21 protein-coding genes are annotated in these 20,380 nt (G+C 66.8%); 10 read left to right on the top strand and 11 right to left on the bottom strand.

What is annotated here, in order from left to right; all coding sequences use genetic code 11:
• Positions 1-7: 7 nt before the first annotated feature.
• From MOX01_RS08800 to rpsA, 7 genes are all read right to left on the bottom strand, one after another.
• Positions 8-595 (bottom strand): CoA-binding protein, encoded by a 588-nt coding sequence (locus MOX01_RS08800; protein WP_141369304.1) that lies wholly within the window; start codon positions 593-595, stop codon positions 8-10.
• A complete protein-coding gene (locus tag MOX01_RS08795) occupies positions 592-1,896 on the bottom strand; it encodes an O-acetylhomoserine aminocarboxypropyltransferase/cysteine synthase family protein (RefSeq protein ID WP_141369302.1) in 1,305 nt (434 codons plus the stop codon). Before MOX01_RS08795 ends, MOX01_RS08800 begins: the two co-directional genes overlap by 4 nt.
• 25 nt (positions 1,897-1,921) lie before the next feature.
• The gene (gene acs, locus MOX01_RS08790) at positions 1,922-3,922 is read right to left on the bottom strand and encodes an acetate--CoA ligase (protein WP_371861850.1); all 2,001 of its coding nucleotides are present in this window, start codon (positions 3,920-3,922) and stop codon (positions 1,922-1,924) included.
• Positions 3,919-4,779, bottom strand: a complete 861-nt coding sequence (locus MOX01_RS08785; RefSeq protein ID WP_046749286.1) for an ABC transporter permease — start codon at positions 4,777-4,779, stop codon at positions 3,919-3,921. The genes acs and MOX01_RS08785 overlap by 4 nt, the downstream gene beginning before the upstream one ends.
• Positions 4,776-5,816, bottom strand: coding sequence for an aliphatic sulfonate ABC transporter substrate-binding protein (locus MOX01_RS08780; protein WP_141369298.1), 1,041 nt, complete (start codon positions 5,814-5,816; stop codon positions 4,776-4,778). Before MOX01_RS08780 ends, MOX01_RS08785 begins: the two co-directional genes overlap by 4 nt.
• The gene (locus MOX01_RS08775) at positions 5,813-6,661 is read right to left on the bottom strand and encodes an ABC transporter ATP-binding protein (RefSeq protein WP_046749288.1); all 849 of its coding nucleotides are present in this window, start codon (positions 6,659-6,661) and stop codon (positions 5,813-5,815) included. The genes MOX01_RS08780 and MOX01_RS08775 overlap by 4 nt, the downstream gene beginning before the upstream one ends.
• Before the next feature lie 142 nt (positions 6,662-6,803).
• Positions 6,804-8,258, bottom strand: coding sequence for a 30S ribosomal protein S1 (gene rpsA / locus MOX01_RS08770; protein WP_046749289.1), 1,455 nt, complete (start codon positions 8,256-8,258; stop codon positions 6,804-6,806).
• A 239-nt stretch (positions 8,259-8,497) separates the two neighbouring features.
• On the opposite strand from rpsA, the gene MOX01_RS08765 reads away from it, so the two are divergent.
• Both MOX01_RS08765 and MOX01_RS08760 read left to right on the top strand, forming a co-directional pair.
• Positions 8,498-9,055, top strand: coding sequence for a hypothetical protein (locus tag MOX01_RS08765; RefSeq protein WP_141369297.1), 558 nt, complete (start codon positions 8,498-8,500; stop codon positions 9,053-9,055).
• A gap of 197 nt (positions 9,056-9,252) precedes the next feature.
• The gene (locus tag MOX01_RS08760) at positions 9,253-9,852 is read left to right on the top strand and encodes a hypothetical protein (RefSeq protein ID WP_230977919.1); all 600 of its coding nucleotides are present in this window, start codon (positions 9,253-9,255) and stop codon (positions 9,850-9,852) included.
• 18 nt (positions 9,853-9,870) lie between these two features.
• Here MOX01_RS08760 and MOX01_RS08755 read toward each other — a convergent pair whose 3' ends face one another.
• Positions 9,871-10,596 carry a hypothetical protein gene (locus MOX01_RS08755; RefSeq protein ID WP_141369295.1) on the bottom strand — a complete coding sequence of 242 codons (726 nt, stop codon included), beginning with the start codon at positions 10,594-10,596 and terminating at the stop codon, positions 9,871-9,873.
• Between the two features lie 107 nt (positions 10,597-10,703).
• Between MOX01_RS08755 and MOX01_RS08750 the strand changes: the two genes are divergently transcribed.
• On the top strand, positions 10,704-11,639 hold the full coding sequence (locus MOX01_RS08750) for a 5'-3' exonuclease (protein WP_058632820.1): 936 nt from the start codon (positions 10,704-10,706) through the stop codon (positions 11,637-11,639).
• Between the two features lie 21 nt (positions 11,640-11,660).
• On the opposite strand, the gene MOX01_RS08745 is transcribed toward MOX01_RS08750, so the two are convergent.
• On the bottom strand, positions 11,661-12,647 hold the full coding sequence (locus tag MOX01_RS08745; protein ID WP_174799765.1) for a PHP domain-containing protein: 987 nt from the start codon (positions 12,645-12,647) through the stop codon (positions 11,661-11,663).
• Between the two features lie 2 nt (positions 12,648-12,649).
• Positions 12,650-13,720 (bottom strand): anthranilate phosphoribosyltransferase, encoded by a 1,071-nt coding sequence (gene trpD, locus MOX01_RS08740; protein WP_046749293.1) that lies wholly within the window; start codon positions 13,718-13,720, stop codon positions 12,650-12,652.
• Positions 13,721-13,912: 192 nt separating this feature from the next.
• Here trpD and ctaE point away from each other — a divergent pair, with 192 nt between their 5' ends.
• The 7 genes from ctaE to MOX01_RS08705 all read left to right on the top strand — a co-directional run bounded on the left by ctaE (position 13,913) and on the right by MOX01_RS08705 (position 19,876).
• Positions 13,913-14,566 carry an aa3-type cytochrome oxidase subunit III gene (gene ctaE / locus MOX01_RS08735; RefSeq protein WP_031206006.1) on the top strand — a complete coding sequence of 218 codons (654 nt, stop codon included), beginning with the start codon at positions 13,913-13,915 and terminating at the stop codon, positions 14,564-14,566.
• A gap of 20 nt (positions 14,567-14,586) precedes the next feature.
• Positions 14,587-15,390: a cytochrome bc1 complex diheme cytochrome c subunit gene (gene qcrC, locus MOX01_RS08730; RefSeq protein WP_058632814.1), complete on the top strand. Its 804-nt coding sequence runs from the start codon at positions 14,587-14,589 to the stop codon at positions 15,388-15,390.
• 36 nt (positions 15,391-15,426) lie between these two features.
• Complete coding sequence (gene qcrA, locus MOX01_RS08725) at positions 15,427-16,503, top strand: cytochrome bc1 complex Rieske iron-sulfur subunit (protein ID WP_046749295.1); 1,077 nt, start codon at positions 15,427-15,429, stop codon at positions 16,501-16,503.
• A complete protein-coding gene (gene qcrB / locus MOX01_RS08720) occupies positions 16,500-18,311 on the top strand; it encodes a cytochrome bc1 complex cytochrome b subunit (protein WP_058632813.1) in 1,812 nt (603 codons plus the stop codon). Before qcrA ends, qcrB begins: the two co-directional genes overlap by 4 nt.
• A 79-nt stretch (positions 18,312-18,390) precedes the next feature.
• The gene (locus tag MOX01_RS08715; RefSeq protein ID WP_046749297.1) at positions 18,391-18,795 is read left to right on the top strand and encodes a RidA family protein; all 405 of its coding nucleotides are present in this window, start codon (positions 18,391-18,393) and stop codon (positions 18,793-18,795) included.
• Between the two features lie 30 nt (positions 18,796-18,825).
• On the top strand, positions 18,826-19,341 hold the full coding sequence (locus MOX01_RS08710; RefSeq protein WP_141369651.1) for a GNAT family N-acetyltransferase: 516 nt from the start codon (positions 18,826-18,828) through the stop codon (positions 19,339-19,341).
• A 115-nt stretch (positions 19,342-19,456) separates the two neighbouring features.
• Complete coding sequence (locus MOX01_RS08705; protein ID WP_141369293.1) at positions 19,457-19,876, top strand: rhodanese-like domain-containing protein; 420 nt, start codon at positions 19,457-19,459, stop codon at positions 19,874-19,876.
• 68 nt (positions 19,877-19,944) lie between these two features.
• Here MOX01_RS08705 and ctaF read toward each other — a convergent pair whose 3' ends face one another.
• Positions 19,945-20,379 (bottom strand): aa3-type cytochrome oxidase subunit IV, encoded by a 435-nt coding sequence (ctaF, locus tag MOX01_RS08700; protein ID WP_046749300.1) that lies wholly within the window; start codon positions 20,377-20,379, stop codon positions 19,945-19,947.
• Position 20,380: the final 1 nt, after the last annotated feature.

The following is a 20,380-nucleotide window of genomic DNA, read 5'->3' as shown; positions in this document are numbered from 1 at the left end:
ACGCGACTCATCTCGCGCGCAACTGGCGACGGGAGCTGATCACACCGGTATCGAAGCCGGCCAGGTGGAGTCCGCCATGGAACCGCGCGTGCTCGATCTTGATGCAACGGTCCATCACCACGGACAGTCCCGCGCCCTCGGCGATCGCCGCGGCATCCTCGTTCCACGAGCCCAGCTGCAGCCACAGCGTCTGCGCGCCCGCGTCGATGGCCTCCTGTGCCACGCCGGGGAGGTCGTCGTGGCGTCGGAACACGTCGACGATGTCGGGGACGACGGGCAGATCGCTCAGGGTCGCGTAGACGGGCTGCCCGAGGATCTCGGTCTCCCGCGGGTTCACCAGGTAGACGTCGTAGTTCGTGCTGGAGAGCAGGTAGGTCGCGACGAAGTAGGACGCGCGGGCGGGGTTGTTCGACGCCCCGACGATCGCGATCGACCTCGCGCGTCGCAGCAGGCCGAATCGCTCCTGCTGGTTCGGTCCGCTCCAGGTGCGCCCCGGCACCGCGACCGCGACGGGAGTCCCACCGGGCAGTGCACACGTCGCCGCATCGGTCACAGCCGGCAGCGCGCAGGCATCGCCCGAACTCGTCGTGCTCATCGGTTCGCTCCCGTCGCCGTGGTGAGGGCCTGGTCGAGGTCCCAGATGATGTCGTCGGCGTCTTCCAGACCGACTGAGATGCGGATGAGGTCGGGACGCACGCCCGCGGCGACCAGCTGATCCTCTGTGAGCTGCCGGTGCGTCGTCGAGGCCGGATGGATCACGAGCGTGCGCGCGTCGCCGATGTTCGCGAGGTGCGAGGCCAGTTGCAGATTCTCGATCAGGGTCTCCCCCGCCGCGCGACCGTCCGGCGCCGCGACCCCGAACGCGAAGACCGAGCCGGGACCGAGAGGCAGGTACTTGGCTGCGCGTGCGTGGTGCGGGTGTCCTTCGAGCCCGGCCCAGGTGACGTAGGCCACACGAGGGTCCGAGGCGAGCCAGTCCGCGACGACGCGGGCGTTCGCGAGGTGGGCGTCTATGCGCTGTGGAAGGGTCTCGATCCCCTGGAGGAGGTTGAACGCCGACTGCGGGCTGAGCGCGGGGCCGATGTCCCGCAGTTGCTCGGAACGGAGCTTGGTGAGGAAGCCGTACTCGCCGAAGTTGTCCCACCACTTGATGCCGCCGTACGACTCGACGGGTTCGGTCATCTGCGGGAACTTGCCGTTGCCCCAGTCGAAAGCGCCCTTCTCGATGACGACGCCGCCGAGGGTGGTGCCGTGTCCTCCGAGGAACTTCGTCACGGAGTGGATGACGATGTCGGCGCCGTGCTCGAGCGGACGGGCGAGGTAGGGCGTGGCGAGCGTCGCGTCGACCACGAGCGGGACACCGGCCGCGTGGGCGATCTCGGCGAGCCCTTCGATGTCGGCGATCTCCCCGGAGGGGTTGCCGATCATCTCGACGTAGACCACCTTCGTCTCCGGACGGATCGCGGCGGCGAAGTCCTCGGGATCGGTCGAGGCGACGAACGTGGTCTCGACTCCGAAGCGACGCAGCGTGACGTCGAGCTGCGTGACCGTGCCACCGTAGAGCTGGGCGGCGGCGACGACATGATCGCCTGCTCCGACCAGGGCCGCGAACGTGATGAACTCCGCGCTCATCCCGGAAGCCGTCGCAACGGCGCCGATTCCACCCTCCAGCGATGCGAGGCGCTCCTCGAGAGCCGCGACCGTCGGGTTTCCGATACGCGAGTAGATGTTGCCGTACTTCTGCAGGGCGAACAGGTTGCCGGCATCCGCGGCGTCGTCGAAGACGAACGAGGTGGTCTGGTAGATCGGCACCGCCCTGGCCCCGGTGGTGGCATCCGGCGTTCCCCCCGCATGGAGGGCTCTGGTGCGGAATCCGAAGCGGTGTTCTTCGGTCATGATGTCCTCGATTCAGAAGCGGAGTTCAAGAGCGCAGTTCCGCTGTGGAGAGCACGTCGGCGATGTCCGCGACGGCCCAGGGATTCTGCAACGACGTCGTGTCACCGAGCTGCAGGGCCTCGCGACCCTGCCTTCGTGCCTGCTCAGCCTCCCAGAGCTGCGCCAGGAGCCGGCGCATGATCTTGCCCGACCGGGTCTTGGGCAGGTCGGGGACCACGACGATGTGCTTCGGCTTGGCGACGGGGCCGATCGACCGCGCGACCTGAGCGCGGAGGTCGGCCGGCGTCACCTCGGCCCGGCCCGAAGCCGTCACGAACGCGACGACGGCCTGGCCGGTGACGGGATCGGAGACCCCGGCTGAACCGGCTTCGCCGACGGTGTCGTGAGCGACGAGGGCCGACTCGATCTCGATGGTGGAGAGTCGGTGACCCGAGACGTTGACGACGTCATCGAGTCGCCCGAGGATCCAGATGTACCCGTCGATGTCGACGGTCGCCCCGTCGCCGGCGACGTAGAAGCCGCCGAACTCTCCCCGACCGGCGTAGGCCGACCAGTACGAGTCGCGATAGCGCTCCGGATCACCCCAGACGGTGCGGGCCATGCCCGGCCAGGGTCGGCGCACGACGAGCGTCCCCGAACGTCCCGGTTCGACCGGATGCCCCTCGGCATCGACCACCGCGGCATCGATCCCCGGGAGCGGCACCGAGGCCGAGCCCGGCTTGAGGCGCGTGACGCCCGGCAGCGGGGCGATCATCGCGGCACCGGTCTCGGACTGCCACCAGGTGTCGATCACCGGCAGCGCATCCCGGCCGAAGTTCTTCCGGAACCATACCCACGCCTCGGGATTGATCGCCTCGCCCACCGTACCGAGCAGACGGAGCGTCGAGAGGTCGTGGCCCCCAGGGAGATCGGCGCCGAACCAGGTCATGAAGGTACGGATCAGCGTGGGCGCCGTGTAGTAGACGGTCACGCCGTAGCGCTCGATGATCTCGAGGTGCCGCTCCCGGTGCGGCGAGTCCGGCGTGCCTTCGTAGATGACCTGGGTCAGCCCGTTCGACAGCGGACCGTAGATCTCGTAGGTGTGCGCGGTCACCCAGGCCAGATCGGCCGTGCACCAGTGCACGTCGTCGGGCTTCGCGTCGAAATGCGCCCAGTGCGCCCAGCTCGCCTGCGTGAGGTATCCGCCCGACGTGTGGACGAGTCCCTTCGGCTTCCCGGTGGTGCCGGACGTGTAGATGATGAAGAGAGGATGCTCGGCATCGAACGCCGGGGCGTCGTGCGCCGGCGATGCCGTGTCGACCGCCTCGTGCCACCAGACGTCCCGACCTTCGGTCCACGGCACCTGCTGGCCCGTGCGTCGGAGCACGAGCACATGCTCGAGGTCGGGGAGGTCCGCGGCCGCCGCATCGGCCGTCGACTTCACCTCGGTGGCGGTGCCGCGTCGGAACTGTCCGTCGCTCGTCACCAGCAGCTTCGCTCCGGTGTCCTCGAGGCGGAAGCGCACGGCCTCCGCGGAGAATCCCCCGAACACCAGGGAGTGCACGGCTCCGATCCGGGCACAGGCGAGCGTGATGACGATCGTCTCCACGAGCACGGGCAGGTAGATCACCACACGATCACCCGGCTCGATGCCGAGCGCCACGAGAGCATTCGCGGCGCGTGCGACCCGCTGCTGCAGATCGGAGTACGTCACCGCGATGCGGTCGCCCGGCTCCCCTTCGAAGTACAGCGCCACCTCGGCTCCCCGACCGGCATCGACGTGCCGGTCCACGCAGTTGACGGCCACGTTGATCCGCCCTCCGACGAACCAGCGCGCGGCGGGAACCGCATCTCCGATCGGAGGCTCCCACTCGTGCGCGGTGTCCCACGGCTTCGCCCAGTCGAGGCGTCGAGCGGCGTCCTCCCAGAACGCGACGGGATCCGCTGCCGCGCGCGCATAGGCCTCACCGGAGACGTTCGCCTCCGGGAAGTCGTTCGACGGCGCGTAGACGCGTGTCTCCTGCAGCCGGGCCTCGGTCACGCTCACACCCACCGTCGCAGCAGGTACTTCTCTGCCAGAGCGAGGACTCCGTTGGTCACCGTACCGAGCAGTGCCAGCAGCACGATCGAGAGCAGGATCCGATCGACACGGCCACTGTTCTGGGAGTCGGTCAGCAGGAAGCCGAGGCCCATCGAGGAAGCGATGAGCTCTGCGGCCACCAGGAACAGCCACGCCTGTGCGAGCGCGAGGCGGAGCCCGGACACGACGGACGGTACGACCGCGGGCAGCTGCACGATGCGGAACAGTGACCATCCGCGCAGGCTGAACGAGCGCCCGGCCTCGACGAGCTGCGGATCCACGTGTCGGAGCGCCGAGGCGACGGTCGTGTAGACGGGGAAGAACGCTCCGATCGCGATCAGCGTGACCTTCGACTCCTCACCGATCTGCATCCAGAGGATGAGCAGCGGCACCCAGGCCAACGAGGGCACAGCCCTCACGGCGGCGAGCGTCGGGCTCAGCAGCACGTCCCCGAGCCGTGACAGGCCCACCACACCGGCCGCGGCGAGTCCGATCACCGAGCCGATCGCGAATCCGAGCAGTACGCGCTGCACCGAGATGGCGATGTGCGTCCAGAGCTGCCCGGTCTCGGCCAGCTCGATGCCTGCCTGGAGGACCGAGACGGGTGTGGGCAGACGGTAGGGCGGGACGAGTCCGTTCGTCGTCACCACCTGCCAGACGATCAGGATGATCGCCGGGAGCAGCAGCCCTGCCACGATCCGCACGACGGGGCGGTCCCAGGATCGTCGTGCGCCGCGGTTCGGACGTCGGAGCTCGCCCTTGGCGAAGTCGAGCGCGTCCCGCGAGTCCGCGGGCACGAGCACGCGCTGGTCGAGTTCGCTCACTCGCCGCCGACCGCCTTCTCGGCGAACGTCGCGTTCACGATCGAGGACAGTGCCTTGTCGACCGACTCCTTGCCGCCCTGCACGTCGCCGGACTCGACGAGCACGGGCGCGATCTTCTCCAGGACGCCGATCTGATCGTCACCCGGGATGCCGCTCACGTCGAGGTTCGAACGCTCCTGGATCACGGTGGTGGCGACGCCGATGTCGATGCCTGCCACCTCGGCGAGGAGCGCTGCCGTCTCGTCGGGGTTCGCCAGCGCCCACTCTCGTGCCTTCTCGTACGCATCCACGACCGCTTGCGCGAGGTCGGGGTGGTTCGTGATGAAGTCCTCGGTCGCGTTCAGGAACCCGTACGTGTTGAAGTCGACGTTGCGGTAGACGAGCTTGTCGCCCGACTCCGCCTCGGCGGCTGCCATGATCGGGTCGAGGCCGGACCACGCATCGACCGAACCGCCGTCGAGGGCGGCACGACCGTCCGCGTGCTGAAGGTTCTGCACCTCGACGTCCGACAGCGACAGGCCCCCCTCTTCGAGAGCCTGGAGCAGGAAGAAGTACGGATCGGTCCCCTTGGTCGCGGCGACGGACTTGCCCGTGAGGTCTTCGATCGACGTGATGTCGCTGTCCGGTCCGACGACGATCGCGGCCCACTCGGGCTGCGAGAAGATGTCGATGACCTGGATGGGCGAGCCGTTCGCTCGGGCCAGGAGCGCTGCGGAGCCGGCCGTCGAGCCGACGTCGACCGAACCGGACCGCAGCAGTTCGTTCGCCTTGTTCGAGCCGGCGGACTGTACCCACTCCACGGTGACGTCATCTCCGAGGATGTCCTCCAGGATGCCCTGGTCGCGGATCACCAGGCTCAACGGGTTGTATGTCGCGAAATCGATCGACAGCGTGTCGGACGACCATTCGGTCGTGCCGGATGTGGGCTTCGCGTCGGTGGCAGCAGCGTTCTCTCCGGCGACGCAGCCGGTGGCGACGAGCATCATCGTCCCCGCAATGGCGATCGCAGGGATGATTCGGCGGGTGGTGATGCTCATCGGGTCTCCTCGGCGGTGCGGTGGTGGGTGTCTACGCCGAGGCCCTCGAGGAGCTCGGCGCGCAGGTCGGCGAGACCACGATCGGCGCGGTCACGGGGACGGGCGCCTGGCACGGTGATCGTGCGGGCGATGGATGACTCGTCAGGCCGGGTCGCGCTCAGCGTGCGCAGGAGCAGGACGCGATCGGCGAGATAGAGCGCTTCCTCGACATCGTGCGTCACGAGGAGCACGGTGGTCGGCTCTGCGGCGTGGATCTTCAGCAGCAGATCGTGCATCCGCAGGCGCGTGAGCGCGTCGAGCGCCCCGAAAGGCTCATCGAGCAGCAGGACACCGGGGTTCCTGGCAAGGGCTCTGGCGAGGGATGCACGCTGCGCCATCCCGCCGGATACCTCTCGCGGTCGCTGATCGGCGGCATCGTCGAGGCCGACCAGGTGCAGAAGTTCTCGCACACGATCGCGTCCCGCGCGCCGCGCGGTGCCGCGCGGCAGGCCCAGTTCGACGTTCTGGGCGATCGTGCGCCACGGGAGCAGTCGTGGCTCCTGGAAGGCGACGGCGGTGCGGTCGTCGACCGCCGCTACGGGTGTGTCCTCGAGGCGGATGGCACCCCGTGTCGGGGAGTCCAGACCGCCGACCAGACGGAGGAGCGTCGACTTTCCGCAGCCGGAAGGCCCGACGACGGCGACGATCTCTCCGGCGGAGACCTCGAGGTCCACGCCGCGCAGGACGTCGCGGCGTCCCCGCGCGAGAGGGAAGGACCGTTCTACACCTTCGAGCCGCACTTCCTGCGCTGCACCGGCCGCCGCAGAGGCATCGGTCGTATGCGGCGCCGGCAGCAGGGTGGTCATATGCCCATGCTGGCCGAGCGCGTGGCCTGTTACGAATGCGGTCGTAATGTTGCGTCACGGGCGGGCAGCCGCAATCCGCACATGCGAAACGGGCCGCCACACCCGCCCGAAGGCGAGGTGACGACCCGTTTCAGAATGCTGCTTAAGCGTTGCCGCCCGAGAGCTTCTCGCGCAGAGCGGCGAGAGCCTCGTCGTCGGCGAGGGTGCCGGCGCCGGCAGCCTCGCTCGTGAAGGACTGGCCGCCGAAGTCTTCGCCGGCCGCAGCCTCGGCCTCGGCCGCCTTGACGACCTGAGCCTTGTGCGCCTCCCAGCGAGCCTGGGCTGCAGCGTACTCCTGCTCCCATGCCTCGCGCTGGGCGTCGAAGCCTTCCTTCCATGCACCGGTCTCGGCGTCGAAGCCCTCCGGGTACTTGTACTCGCCGTTCTCGTCGTACTCGGCGAGCATGCCGTACAGGGCCGGGTCGAACTCGGTGCCGTTGGGGTCGACCGACTCGTTGGCCTGCTTCAGCGACAGCGAGATGCGACGACGCTCGAGGTCGATGTCGATGACCTTGACGAAGACCTCTTCGCCGACGGAGACGACCTGCTCGGCCAGCTCGACGTGCTTGCTGGAGAGCTCGGAGATGTGGACGAGGCCCTCGATGCCGTCTGCGACGCGGACGAACGCACCGAACGGAACGAGCTTGGTGACCTTACCCGGCGTGACCTGACCGATCGCGTGGGTACGGGCGAAGACCTGCCACGGGTCCTCCTGCGTCGCCTTCAGCGACAGGGAGACGCGCTCGCGGTCGAGGTCGACCTCGAGGATCTCGACGGTGACCTCCTGGCCCACCTCGACGACCTCGGAGGCGTGCTCGATGTGCTTCCAGGACAGCTCGGAGACGTGCACGAGGCCGTCCACGCCACCCAGGTCGACGAACGCACCGAAGTTGACGATCGACGAGACGACACCCTTGCGGACCTGACCCTTGTGCAGGTTGTTCAGGAACGTGGTGCGCGACTCCGACTGCGTCTGCTCGAGCAGCGCGCGGCGGCTCAGGACGACGTTGTTGCGGTTCTTGTCGAGCTCGAGGATCTTGGCCTCGATCTCCTGGCCGAGGTACGGCGTGAGGTCGCGGACGCGGCGCAGCTCGATGAGCGAGGCCGGCAGGAAGCCGCGGAGTCCGATGTCGACGATGAGTCCACCCTTGACGACCTCGATGACCGTACCGGTGACGACGCCGTCGTTCTCCTTGATCTTCTCGACGTCTCCCCAGGCACGCTCGTACTGTGCGCGCTTCTTGGAGAGGATCAGACGGCCTTCCTTGTCCTCCTTCTGGAGAACGAGGGCCTCGACCAGATCGCCGACAGCGACGACCTCGTTGGGGTCGACGTCGTGCTTGATCGAGAGCTCACGCGAGGGGATGACACCCTCGGTCTTGTAGCCGACATCGAGGAGGACCTCATCGCGGTCGATCTTGACGATCGTGCCTTCGATGATGTCGCCGTCGTTGAAGAACTTCAGGGTCTTCTCGACCGCGGCCAGGAAGTCCTCAGCAGATCCGATGTCGTTGATGGCGACCTGCTTGGTGGCCGGGGCGGTCGTTGCGGTAGTCATGTAGTGGGTTGTCCTTGTTGAATGGAGACTCGGGCTGAGAGGCAAAGACCGCGCACGGCCGACAGCATGCTTCACAGCAGTTGGATTTTGGTTTTCTCGCCACGAGGGCATGCGCATGCACGCCACGAGTGACGGTTAAGGCTATCAGAAGTTCTGATACAGCAGGAGTCGGATTCGGCGGACCGACCGACTGTGGATAACTCCCGCGGGCTCGTGGCGCTTCCGACTACCGTGACGGGGTGATCTCGCCGACTCCCGCTCCCGCCACATCCCGCCGCTTCGGCGCCTTCACGATGGTTCTCGGCGTCATGGTCCTCGCCGGATGCACGCCGTCGCCAGCCCCGACGCCCACTCCGACCGCAGTGTTCGCCTCGGAAGAAGAAGCCTTTGCCGCCGCCGAGGAGACGTTCACCGAGTATGTCCTCGCTCTCAACGAGATCGACACTTCAGACCCGACAACGTTTGAGAGGCTTTTTGAACTTTCGAGCGGGAGTGTCGAGAGAGCAGATCGCGAGAATTTTTCGGCGATGCATGCAGAAGGACAAGTCGTTAGAGGCGACACGCGAGTGCTCTCCTTCAGCGGGGCGCACAGCGATGAACCGTTGACAGAGGTAACCGCCTCGGTCTGCTTAGACGTGAGCGCAGTTGAGATTGTTCGCCCTGACGGATCCTCAGCAGTCAGACCAGATCGTCCCGACGTGTACGGGCTTAGCGTCACTTTCTTAACCGCCGACTCAGGCGCACTGCTAGTCGATTCGGCCGTCTCAGACGAAGAAGTTCAGTGTCCCGCGTCGTAGCCGTGATTGGCCTCGTTGTCGCTCTCTTTCAGTTGAGCGAGACCGACAAACCTCCGGGTTTCTCGGACTTTATTGCTGGAACCGACGGCACCCACGTAACGACCACTGGCACCCAGACGCAACCCTCCTCCGGTACACCCCACAGCGGCTCGCCCCGAGGAGACGCTCCGCCCTCCCCCTCCGGCCCCGGATTCCCCGTGCACGAGTTCGACTTCGATTCCTGCCTCGACGACTGGAACAGCTCCCGCGGGTGCTTCCGCGCGGTGTCCGATGAGGAGCCGCCGACCGATCCCGCGCAGGACGCGACTGCCGCCCCGACCATCACCATCGACGACCTCGCACAGTTCGCGCCCGATCCCGTGGCGAATGTGGGAGAGCCCGACAACCTCGGCGTCGCCGGCATGCCGACGAACTTCGTCGCTGCAGCAGCGGTGCACACTCGCTCAGGATCGCTGTTCGGCAAGGTTCTCACCGTGCGGTTCACGCCTGTCGGGTATGAGTTCGTGCACGGCGACGGCACCTCCGCGACCTCGAGCACAGGCGGACAGACCTGGTCAGCGCTCGGCCAGGCACCGTTCACGCCCACCACGACGAGTCACACCTATGACGAGCGCGGCACCTACCGGGCCCGCGTCACCGTGCGCTACACCGCAGAGGTCGATCTCGGCGGGGGCTGGTTCCCGGTGACCGGGCAGCTCACGATTCCTGGTCCGGCTCGGGAGATACGCATCTTCGAAGCGCACACCGCCCTCGTGGCCCACACCTGCGAGCAGAGACCGACAGCACCGGGGTGCTGAGCCGGACCGACAGGCGCGCTATCGCACGGCAGTCACGACCGCCGCAGCACCGTCGGCATCGACGAAGCCCTCGAGGGTCAGGACGGCGTCGTCCTCGATGCCTTCCGCAGGCACGAAGGTGATCTGCGGGACCAGGTCCATCGTGCACACCTCGTTCGCACTCGGCTCCAGTCGGATGATCCCTTCCTTCGCATTCACGGTTTCCAGCGTTCCCGAGGCCGGCACGCAGGTGGACGAGCCCCATGTGAGGATCGCGAGCTCATGCGCGTCTATCCACGCCGCCGCCGGGGTCTGCCGCGACATCCGATCGGCTGGGATGATCTCCCCCGTTGCGAGTGCCGGCAGGGTGAGCTCGGCCTTCTCTCCCCCGACCTCGGTCACGGTCAGCTCGACAGGGCGGGAGGAGTCGAACCCGGCAGGGAGGCCGAGGTACAGGCCGTGCGCCGTCTGCACAGCGGCGCACGCCTGGTCCGGCCCGGCGACGAGCACGATCTCCAGCGACTGCTCCCCCGCCACGAGGTCGCCGATCTGCGGTGAGCATGCGTCGCCCCACGTCTTCAGCACGAACGACGTCGCATCAAGCCACGCCGCCCGCGGCGCGTACGAGGCATCGGATGCGTCGGGGCCGGATGTCGACTCCGGAGCCGGGGATGTGCCCGCAGATGCTGCACAGCCGGCCAGGACTCCGGCGAGCACCACCCCGCCCAGGATCACAGCGGACAGCGTTCGAGGGAGAGCATTCATACTCCTGTGTGTCACGACACCCAGGATCGTCTCATCCACGGCTGGTGGGCCACGCCGCCGACGCAGGGGGCCGGTGCCGGGTCGGAGACCCGTGTCAGACTGTGCTCGTGACCGATCGCCTCATGCTGCTCGACACCGCCAGCCTCTACTTCCGTGCGTTCTACGGCGTCCCCGACAAGGTGACCGCGCCGGACGGCTCTCCGATCAACGCGGCGCGGGGTCTGCTCGACATCGTCGCCAAGCTCGTCACGCTCTACGAGCCCACGCACGTCATCGCCTGCTGGGACGACGACTGGCGGCCGCAGTGGCGCGTAGATCTCATCCCGAGCTACAAGACGCACCGCGTCGTCGAGGTCATCGCGAATGGGCCCGATGTCGAAGAGGTACCCGACCCGCTCGAAGCGCAGATCCCCCTCATCCGCGAGACGCTCGCTGCGATCGGCATCCCCATCATCGGTGTCGCCGACCATGAGGCCGACGACGTCATCGGAACCCTGGCCACCGACGCCACGATGCCGGTAGACATCGTCACGGGCGACCGCGACCTCTTCCAGCTCGTCGACGATGCCCGCGATGTGCGTGTGATCTACACCGCGCGTGGCATGAGCAATCTCGAAGTCGTGACCGACGCGACGGTCGTCGCGAAGTACGGGGTACTCCCCTCCCAGTACGCCGACTTCGCCACGATGCGCGGCGATTCCTCCGACGGCCTCCCCGGCGTCCCCGGTGTCGGAGACAAGACCGCCGCGACGCTCCTGCAGGCGCACTCCGACCTCGAGGGTATCCGCGCCGCTGCCGAGACGGGAGAAGGCATGAGCGCCGGGGTACGCGCGAAGATCCTCGCAGCGACCGCCTACCTCGACGTGGCTCCGACGGTGGTCGCGGTGGCCAGGTCCCTCCCCATCACTGCGCCGGACGTTCCACTCCACGTGCTCGACCCCTCGGAGGTCGACGCGGCGAACACCCTGGCCGAGAAGTGGAATCTCGGCGGCTCCATGACGCGCGCGGTCGCCGCTGTGTCGAAGGCCGCCCTCGCGTCCTGATCGTTCTCGGGGCCGCTGCGTCTACTCCGCCCAGGCGAGCAGTCGGGAAAGCCCCCACGTCGTGACGATCCGCGAGGCGGGAACGCCTGCACGCTCTGCGCGCTCGGCGCCGTGATCGAGCAGAGAGAGCTGTCCTGGTGCGTGCGCATCCGAGTCGATGGAGAACAGGCATCCCGCCTCGAGGGCGATCGCGATCAGTTCGTCCGGTGGATCCTGCCGCTCGGGGCGGGAGTTGATCTCGACGGCGACGCCGTTCTCGGCGCACGCGGCGAAGACCGCAGTCGCATCGAACACCGACTGCGGGCGGGTCCCCCGCTCTCCTTGCACCAATCGCCCGGTGCAGTGGCCGAGCACGTTCACCCGCGGATGCGACACCGCGGCAATCATCCGCGCGGTCATCGGTCGTGCGTCCATGCGCAGCTTGGAATGCACGGACGCCACGACGATGTCGAGCTCGCCGAGCAAAGAGTCCTCCTGGTCCAGAGTGCCGTCTTCGAGGATGTCGACCTCGATACCGGCCAGAAGCGTGAAGCCCTCACCGGACTCATTGCGCACCAAGGGAATCTGCTCCCGCAGCCGTTCGGCGGAAAGCCCACGTGCCACGCGAAGTCGCGGCGAGTGATCGGTGATCGCCTGATACTCGTGCCCGAGCGCACGCGCTGCCGCGGCCATCACCGGGATGGGCGTGGTGCCGTCGGACCAGTCAGTGTGCGCATGGAGATCACCGCGCAGCTTCGATCGGAGCACGGATACCCGCTCCGGCTCGACATCGCCGCGCAGTTCGACCAGGTACTCCGGCACCTCCCCGGCCTGAGCCTGCCGGATCACCGCGAACGTCGACTCCCCGATCCCCTTCGCCGCGCGCAGCCGCGTGGGGTCGGCGCGGACGCCCTCGGGAAGGTCCTGCAGCGTCGCCGCCGCCTGCCGGAACGCCTTCGCCCGATACCGGGAGGCCCGCTCGCGCTCGAGCAGAGATGCGATCTCCAGTAGCGCGTCGACGGGATCCACGGTCACTCCTTCGGTGCAGCCAGCTCGCGACTCACCGAGATCCACTGGTCGAGCTTGGCCAGGGCGCGGCCGTCGTCCACCGCAGCCGCTGCCTTGTCGTATCCCTCACGAAGGCGTTCGAGGATCGGTCGCTGCACCTGTGTCGCGTCCTGGGAGAGCTCGAAGGCGACGATGCCCGCGGCGGCGTTGAGGAGCACGATGTCCCGCACCGCGCCCGTCTCGCCCGCGAGGGTTCGCCTGAGCACCTCTGCGTTGTGCTGCGGTGACCCTCCGATCAGGTCCGCGAGGTCGGCGATCGGGATGCCTAGATCACGCGGGTCGAGATCGTGCTCATGGATGTCTCCGCGCGTGACCTCCCAGATGCGACTGTGCCCCGTGGTGGTCAGCTCGTCGAGCCCGTCATCCCCTCGGAAGACGAGCGCCGTCGCGCCACGCGTTCGGAACACACCGGTGATGAGGGGAACGCGCTCGATCTGTGCGACGCCCACCGCATTGGCCTCCGCGCGGGCCGGGTTGCAGAGCGGTCCGAGCATGTTGAAGACCGTGGGAACGCCGAGCTCGGCGCGGACGGAACCGGCGTGCCTGAACCCGGGATGGAAGGCCCCCGCCCAGGCGAACGTGATCCCGGTGCGATCGAGGATGGAGGAGACCGACGACGGATCGAGCGACAGCTCGAGACCGAGAGCTCCGAGCACGTCGGAGGAGCCGGACGCCGAGCTCGCGGCACGGTTGCCGTGCTTGACCACCGGCACTCCGGTGGCGCCGATGATGATCGCCGCGGTGGTCGAGACGTTCACCGTACCGACGCGATCGCCGCCGGTACCGACGATGTCCAGCACGTCAGGAGAGACGGGAAGAGGCACCGCGGCCTCGAGGATCGCGTCACGGAATCCGACGATCTCGTCGATCGTCTCCCCCTTCGCCCGAAGTGCGACCAGGAAGCCGGCGAGCTGAGCCTCGGTGACACTCCCTTGCATGATCTGGCGCATCGCCCACGTCGACTCCCACACACTGAGATCGCGGCGCTCCAACAGAGAGGTGAGCACGTCGGACCAGGTCAGGGAATCAGCCATGTGTGCGATCCTATCGGCGCGGAGAAAACATGCAGATGCTTCCGGGCGGACGTGCGATCAGCGCCCATCCCTTGTTTCCCGCGGATTCACCGGCTATTCGCAGTGTTTTCTTAGGGTCCCCTAAGTCGAACTCAGGCAATCCTGGGCCCGCAGGTGCAAGAATCACGCCCGCGGATCGGCCATAATGGAGGGGTGACGACCTCAGCGACGTATGCCCCGGCGGCGAGAACGATTAAGCGGCCCAACCCGGTAGCTGTCGGCACCATTGTGTGGCTCGGCAGCGAGGTGATGTTCTTCGCGGGACTCTTCGCGATCTACTTCACCCTCCGCAGCACCTCTCCGGAGCTGTGGGCGGACCGGACCGAGCTGCTGAACGTCCCGTTCGCCGCAGTGAACACTGCGATCCTGGTGCTCTCCTCGTTCACGTGCCAGATGGGCGTGTTCGCGGCAGAAGACCTGCAGCCCTACAAGATCGGCAAGGGACAGAAGAACGGCGCCGGCCGCCGTCGTCTGTTCGGCTGGGGAATGGTCGAGTGGTTCTTCCTCACCTTCGCCCTCGGCGCCATCTTCGTCTCCGGCCAGGTCTGGGAGTACGCGCAGCTGGTGGCTGAAGGCATGCCGATCAGCGCCGACTCGTACGCCTCCGCGTTCTACCTGACCACGGGCTTCCACGCCCTGCACGTCACGGGTGGCCTGGTCGCGTTCCTGCTCGTCATCGGCCGCGCCTACGCGGTCAAGAACTTCCGGCACAAGGAGGCGACCTCCTCGATCGTGGTGTCCTACTACTGGCACTTCGTCGACGTCGTCTGGATCGTGCTGTTCCTCGTTATCTACTTCCTGAAATAAGAGCGGAGCTGATCCCCGAGATGGCACGAGAGAAGAAGCGCCGTTCCAGCGGTCGTCGCAGCCCTTTGGCGGCGGCCGCGCTCATCGGAGCAGGCCTCATGATCACCGGCGCTGTGTACGCCGGAGCGACCGCCGCGTTCGCCGCGACCGACACCCAGTCGGCTGCGACCTCGCAGCTGACGGTGGAAGACGGCAAGAAGCTGTTCACCGCCAACTGCGCCACCTGCCACGGTCTCGACCTGCAGGGAACCGCCAACGGCCCCAGCCTGTACGGCGTGGGTGAGCTGGCCACCGAATTCCAGCTGTCGACCGGCCGCATGCCGCTGCAGATGCAGGGCCCGCAGGCTCCGCAGAAGGCACCGCAGTTCACCGAGGACCAGATCCTCGCCATGGCCGCCTTCGTCCAGTCCGAGGCTCCTGGCCCGACGTTCCCGTCGGACCACATCCTCGACGGCAAGGGCGATGTCTCCAACGGTGCGGAGCTCTTCCGCGTCAACTGCGCGATGTGCCACAACGTGGCCGCAGCCGGTGGAGCGCTCACCGAGGGCAAGTACGCTCCCGGTCTCGGCGAGACCAGCGCACTGCACATGTACGCGGCAATGGTCACCGGCCCGCAGAACATGCCGGTCTTCGGCGACATGAACCTGTCCGACGAGGACAAGCGCGACATCATCTCGGCACTGCTCTTCCAGCAGCAGTCCGTGCAGATCGGTGGATTCTCGCTCGGCTCGCTCGGACCGGTCTCCGAGGGCCTGTTCGTGTGGATCTTCGGTATCGGCGCGCTCGTCGCCGTCACCGTGTGGATCACGGCGAAGTCCAACTGACGCTTAATCATCGAAGAGGAACGTACGAGGAGCACCATGGCACACGACGACGACTCGCAGGCTCTTGACAGGGCCTACCAGCCCTCTCCAGGGCTGGGTGTCGCAGTCAGCGATCCCGTGCAGAACCCCGGGCTTCCGCCGCACCGCGAGCGGATGACCGACAAGGACCCGCGCGCAGAGAAGGCCGCTGTCCGCACTGTCTACACGCTGTTCTACCTCTCGCTCGCCGGGAGCATCTGGGCGGTCGCCGCCTACATGCTGTTCCCGATCGAGAGCGGCGCGCTCATCGACATCCGTCAGAACAACCTCTTCATCGGTCTCGGCATCGCTCTCGCGCTGCTGGCCCTCGGCATCGGTGCGATCCACTGGTCCAAGGCGCTCATGTCCGACAAGGAGTTCATCGAGCACCGCCACCCGACCCGCGGCAAGGACTCCACGCGTGAGGCGGCCATCAAGGCCTTCTCGGACGCGAACGAGGAGTCCGGTTTCGGCCGTCGCACCATGATCCGCAACTCGCTGTTCGCCGCGATCGTCGCCTCGATCATCCCTGGCGTGACGCTCTTCCGCGGACTGGCTCCGCACTCCACACCGGATGACCCCACTGCGGGAGATCCGGTCGTGCTTCTCAAGCACACCATGTGGGAAGAGGGAGCACGCCTGGTGCGCGACCCCGACGGCACACCGATCCGCGCGGCCGACGTCACGCTCGGCTCCGCTTTCCACGTGATCCCGGAAGAGCTCGCCACCCTCAGCCACAGCGACGGTTACCTCGAGGAGAAGGCCAAGGCCATCGTGCTGATGATGCGCCTGCGTCCCGAGCAGCTGATCGAGGCCGAGGACCGCAAGGACTGGTCGTACGACGGCATCGTCGCCTACTCCAAGGTCTGCACGCACGTCGGCTGCCCTGTGGCACTGTACGAGCAGCAGACACATCACCTGCTGTGCCCGTGCCACCAGTCGCAGTTCGACGTCACGGACCACGCAAAGGTCATCTTCGGCCCGGCGGCACGTCCGCTGCCGCAGCTGCCCATCACCGTCGATGACGAGGGCTACCTGGTCGCACGCAGCGACTTCACGGAACCCGTCGGCCCGAGCTTCTGGGAGCGCCATTGAGCACCGCAACGCTGTCCAAAGAGGACAAGGACACCAAGGCGCCCCTCGGCGGTCGCTTCGTCGGTGCCGCGTCGAACTACATCGATGAGCGCACCAGCCTCTCCGGCTTCGTCAAGGAGCTGGGACGCAAGATCTTCCCCGACCACTGGTCGTTCATGCTCGGCGAGATCGCCCTGTGGAGCTTCGTCGTCGTGTTCCTCTCCGGAACCTTCCTGACGTTCTTCTTCCAGGCGTCGATGGTCGAGACCCACTACACCGGCGCCTACGCGCCGATGCGTGGAATCGAGATGTCCGCGGCTCTCGAGTCGTCACTGCACATCTCCTTCGACCTGCGCGGTGGCCTTCTGGTCCGCCAGATCCACCACTGGGCGGCTCTGGTGTTCATCGCCGGCATCGGCGTGCACATGCTCCGCGTGTTCTTCACCGGTGCGTTCCGCAAGCCGCGCGAGCTGAACTGGGTGATCGGTTTCATCCTCTTCATCCTCGCGATGGCCGAGGGCTTCACCGGCTACTCGCTGCCCGACGACCTGCTCTCGGGTAACGGTCTCCGCATCATCGACGGAATGATCAAGGGCCTCCCCCTGATCGGCACGTGGACCTCCTTCCTCCTGTTCGGCGGAGAGTTCCCGGGCACCGACATCGTCGGCCGCCTCTACACGCTGCACATCCTGCTGCTGCCGATGCTGGTGATCGCGCTGATCGTCGTGCACCTCATGCTGATGATCATCAACAAGCACACGCAGTTCGCCGGCCCCGGCCGCACGAACGACAACGTCGTGGGCTACCCGATGATGCCGGTCTACATGTCCAAGATGGGCGGCTACCTGTTCATCGTCTTCGGCACCATCGTGTTGATCGCGACCTTCTTCCAGATCAACCCGATCTGGAACTACGGCCCGTACGACCCCTCCCCCGTCTCCGCCGGCACGCAGCCGGACTGGTACATCGGCTTCGCGGATGGCGCCCTGCGTCTCGCTCCGTCGAACTGGGACATCGTCTTCTTGAACCACACCTGGTCCTTCGGAATCATCGCGCCGGTTCTGGTCCTCGGTCTGTTCATCGTGGCCGTGGCGATCTACCCCTTCATCGAGGCGTGGGTCACCGGCGACAAGCGCGAGCACCACATCGCGCAGCGTCCGCGCAACGCCGCGACCCGCACCGCGATCGGTGTCGCCGGTGTGGTCTTCTACGCCGTACTGTGGGCCGCTGCATCGTCCGACCTCATCGCGACGCACTTCATGCTCACGATGGAAGGCGTCATCCACACGCTGCAGGCGCTGCTCTTCCTCGGACCTATCCTCGGCTACTTCATCACCAAGCGCATCTGCATCGCGCTGCAGAAGAAGGACCGCGAGATCGTGTTGCACGGTTACGAGTCGGGCCGTATCGTCCGCCTCCCCGGCGGCGAGTTCATCGAGGTGCACCAGCCCGTCGACAAGTACGACCGCTGGAAGCTCATCGACGTCGACACCTACGAGCCGCTCGTGGTGCGTCCGAACGCGAAGGGTCGCATCCCGTGGACGGAGAACCTCCGTTCTTCGATCTCGCGCTGGTTCTTCGAGGACCGTCTGGCGCCGCTCACCCAGGCGGAGGTCGAGGCCGCGGATGCTCACCAGCACCACGTCACGGCTCAGAACGACGAGACCGAGGCTGCGGAGATCCAGGGCGCGCATGAGCGTGCAGGATTCCCCGACGCCCCGCTCACGGTCGACGAGACGCACGTCGACGAGACGCCCAACACCCCCAGCACGGTCATCGCGACCGAGCCGGTGAAGAAGCCCCGCAAGAAGTCGGAGGACGGCGAGTAGTCGCCGCTCCCCCACTGATGAAGGCCTCGTCCACGCGGACGGGGCCTTCATCGTTGTTGCCGAATGAGAGGATCGAACCATGTCTTCCGCCGTCCAACTGATCCGGGCCACTTCCCTCGCCGATGCTCCCTATGCCTACGCCGCGACAGCCCCGTCCGGATCACGTCTCATCTTCCTTGCGGGCGCGTGTCCGCTCAACGACGACGGCTCGACCGCCGCGCCCGGCGATTACGCGGCACAAGCAGCCAGGTGCGTGGAGACCCTCGAGGAAGCGCTCGACGTCGCCGGCGCGTCCCTCACCGATGTCATCAGCACACGAGTACTGGTAGCTTCCTCGTCCCAGGCTGACCTCGTCACCGCCTGGGATGTGGTCCACGCCGCCTTCGGCGCGCACGACGTCCCCAGCACCCTCCTCGGCGTCACGGTGCTCGGATACGACCACCAGCTCGTGGAGATCGAGGCCATCGCCGCCGTGGCCGACTGACCTCGGCCAACTGATCCTGGCTGCTTGAACATGGAGATCGTCATCCGTCCGGCCACCCCTGACGACGACACCGCCACCGAACGCATCGAGATCGCCGCGGATGCGCTGCTGGTCGACCGTTTCGGCGCGGTCGACTGGCCTCCCCCTACGCCCGCGGTCGAACGCACGTCGTCGCCGGGGTTCGTGCTGGTCGCCGAGCACACCGACGACACAGCAGTCGAGCCCCCTGTCGTCGGGTTCGCCCACGTGCTGGAGATCGATGGTCATGCGCACCTCGAACAGCTTTCCGTGCTTCCGTCATACGGGCGCCGGGGAATCGGTCGTGAGCTCGTCGAGGCTGCTCTCACGGAGGCACGGAACCGCGGGTACGCAGAGATCACGCTCCGCACGTATGTGGATGTGCCCTGGAATGCCCCCTTCTACAGCTCCTGTGGTTTCGTCGCGAGCGATCCGGACACTCCGCTGCTCCGGAAGCTCGTCGAGGTCGAATCCGCGCTCGGTCTCTTCGAGTATGGTCCGCGCGTGCAGATGACTGCATCACTCTGAATTGCGGGAGCGGAACAGGCCTCCTGCGATTCGTGGGGAGGATGTGACCGCATTCGCACGTCACGAGACGGGATTCCGCTGTCGACGTCTCGCATCGGCTCCTTAGGCTGAGGGAATGATCGATCGCACCGACTTCTATGAGGCCAAACTGACCTACGAGACCGACTCCAGCGACGTCCATGCCGCAATCAAGGCCGGTGAGAACCTGGTGGTGATCGACGTCCGTTCGGACGAGGCATGGGCTCAGGGGCGCGTCGCCGGCGCCGTACACATGCATTACAGCGAGATCGCCTCCCGTGCCCCGAGGGAGATCCCTGCGGACACCGATGTCGTGGTCTACTGCTGGAGCCCTGGGTGCAATGCGGGTGCGAAGGGTGCGCTCGAGTTCGCACGCCTCGGCTATCGGGTGCGCGAGATGATCGGCGGCTTCGAGTACTGGGTCAGGGAAGGGTACGCGGTGGAGGACGCCGATGGCGTGCATCATCGCCCGGTGGATCCGCTCACCGGAATCGCTCGGATCCGCACCCGCGCCTGAACACGGCTGTCGCTACACAGGAAGAAGGCCCCCGGACGGATCCGAGGGCCTTCTTTCGATACGCGGTATCAGCGGGCGAAGTTGCCGCGGTAGTACTCGTATACCCAACCGACGATCGCGACGACGAAGATCGCCAGCCCGATCGGGAGGAGGAAGTGGCCGACTGCCAGGCCCACCACGAAGACACCGGCTGATGCGGCCAGGACGATGGGCCACCACGACCACGGGCTGAACTCGCCGAGCTCCGGGTCACCGTCGTCGATGTCCGACGTCAGGATGTCCTCCGGCAGCTCGCCGCGCTGGGCCTTGTGGGTGCGGTCGAGGTAGAACGCGATCATCGCGGCCATGAAAGCGGCGAAGAACAGGGCGACCGTGCCGACCCACTCGACCCGCATGGCGAAGTCGTCGTTAGGCGTGGCGAGGATGTGCCAGCCGGTGTAGACGACTCCGACGAGGGCGAAGAACGCCGTCAGGATCCACCAGAGAATGACGTTGTCGCGCATG

Source organism: Microbacterium oxydans (genome assembly GCF_006540085.1).
Taxonomy (GTDB): Bacteria; Actinomycetota; Actinomycetes; order Actinomycetales; family Microbacteriaceae; genus Microbacterium; species Microbacterium oxydans.
Note: the sequence above shows the minus strand (reverse complement) of the source record. Positions and strands in the feature narration are given on the sequence as shown.

Coding starts and splice junctions, on each gene's coding strand:
- rpsA (WP_046749289.1), bottom strand. CDS start 8,258: ATGACTACCGCAACGACCGCCCCGGCCACCAAGCAGGTCGCCATCAAC.
- ctaF (WP_046749300.1), bottom strand. CDS start 20,379: ATGCGCGACAACGTCATTCTCTGGTGGATCCTGACGGCGTTCTTCGCC.
- MOX01_RS08705 (WP_141369293.1), top strand. CDS start 19,457: ATGATCGATCGCACCGACTTCTATGAGGCCAAACTGACCTACGAGACC.
- MOX01_RS08715 (WP_046749297.1), top strand. CDS start 18,391: ATGTCTTCCGCCGTCCAACTGATCCGGGCCACTTCCCTCGCCGATGCT.
- trpD (WP_046749293.1), bottom strand. CDS start 13,720: ATGGCTGATTCCCTGACCTGGTCCGACGTGCTCACCTCTCTGTTGGAG.
- MOX01_RS08780 (WP_141369298.1), bottom strand. CDS start 5,816: ATGAGCATCACCACCCGCCGAATCATCCCTGCGATCGCCATTGCGGGG.
- MOX01_RS08800 (WP_141369304.1), bottom strand. CDS start 595: ATGAGCACGACGAGTTCGGGCGATGCCTGCGCGCTGCCGGCTGTGACC.
- MOX01_RS08755 (WP_141369295.1), bottom strand. CDS start 10,596: ATGAATGCTCTCCCTCGAACGCTGTCCGCTGTGATCCTGGGCGGGGTG.
- qcrA (WP_046749295.1), top strand. CDS start 15,427: ATGGCACACGACGACGACTCGCAGGCTCTTGACAGGGCCTACCAGCCC.
- MOX01_RS08710 (WP_141369651.1), top strand. CDS start 18,826: ATGGAGATCGTCATCCGTCCGGCCACCCCTGACGACGACACCGCCACC.
- qcrC (WP_058632814.1), top strand. CDS start 14,587: ATGGCACGAGAGAAGAAGCGCCGTTCCAGCGGTCGTCGCAGCCCTTTG.
- MOX01_RS08775 (WP_046749288.1), bottom strand. CDS start 6,661: ATGACCACCCTGCTGCCGGCGCCGCATACGACCGATGCCTCTGCGGCG.
- MOX01_RS08795 (WP_141369302.1), bottom strand. CDS start 1,896: ATGACCGAAGAACACCGCTTCGGATTCCGCACCAGAGCCCTCCATGCG.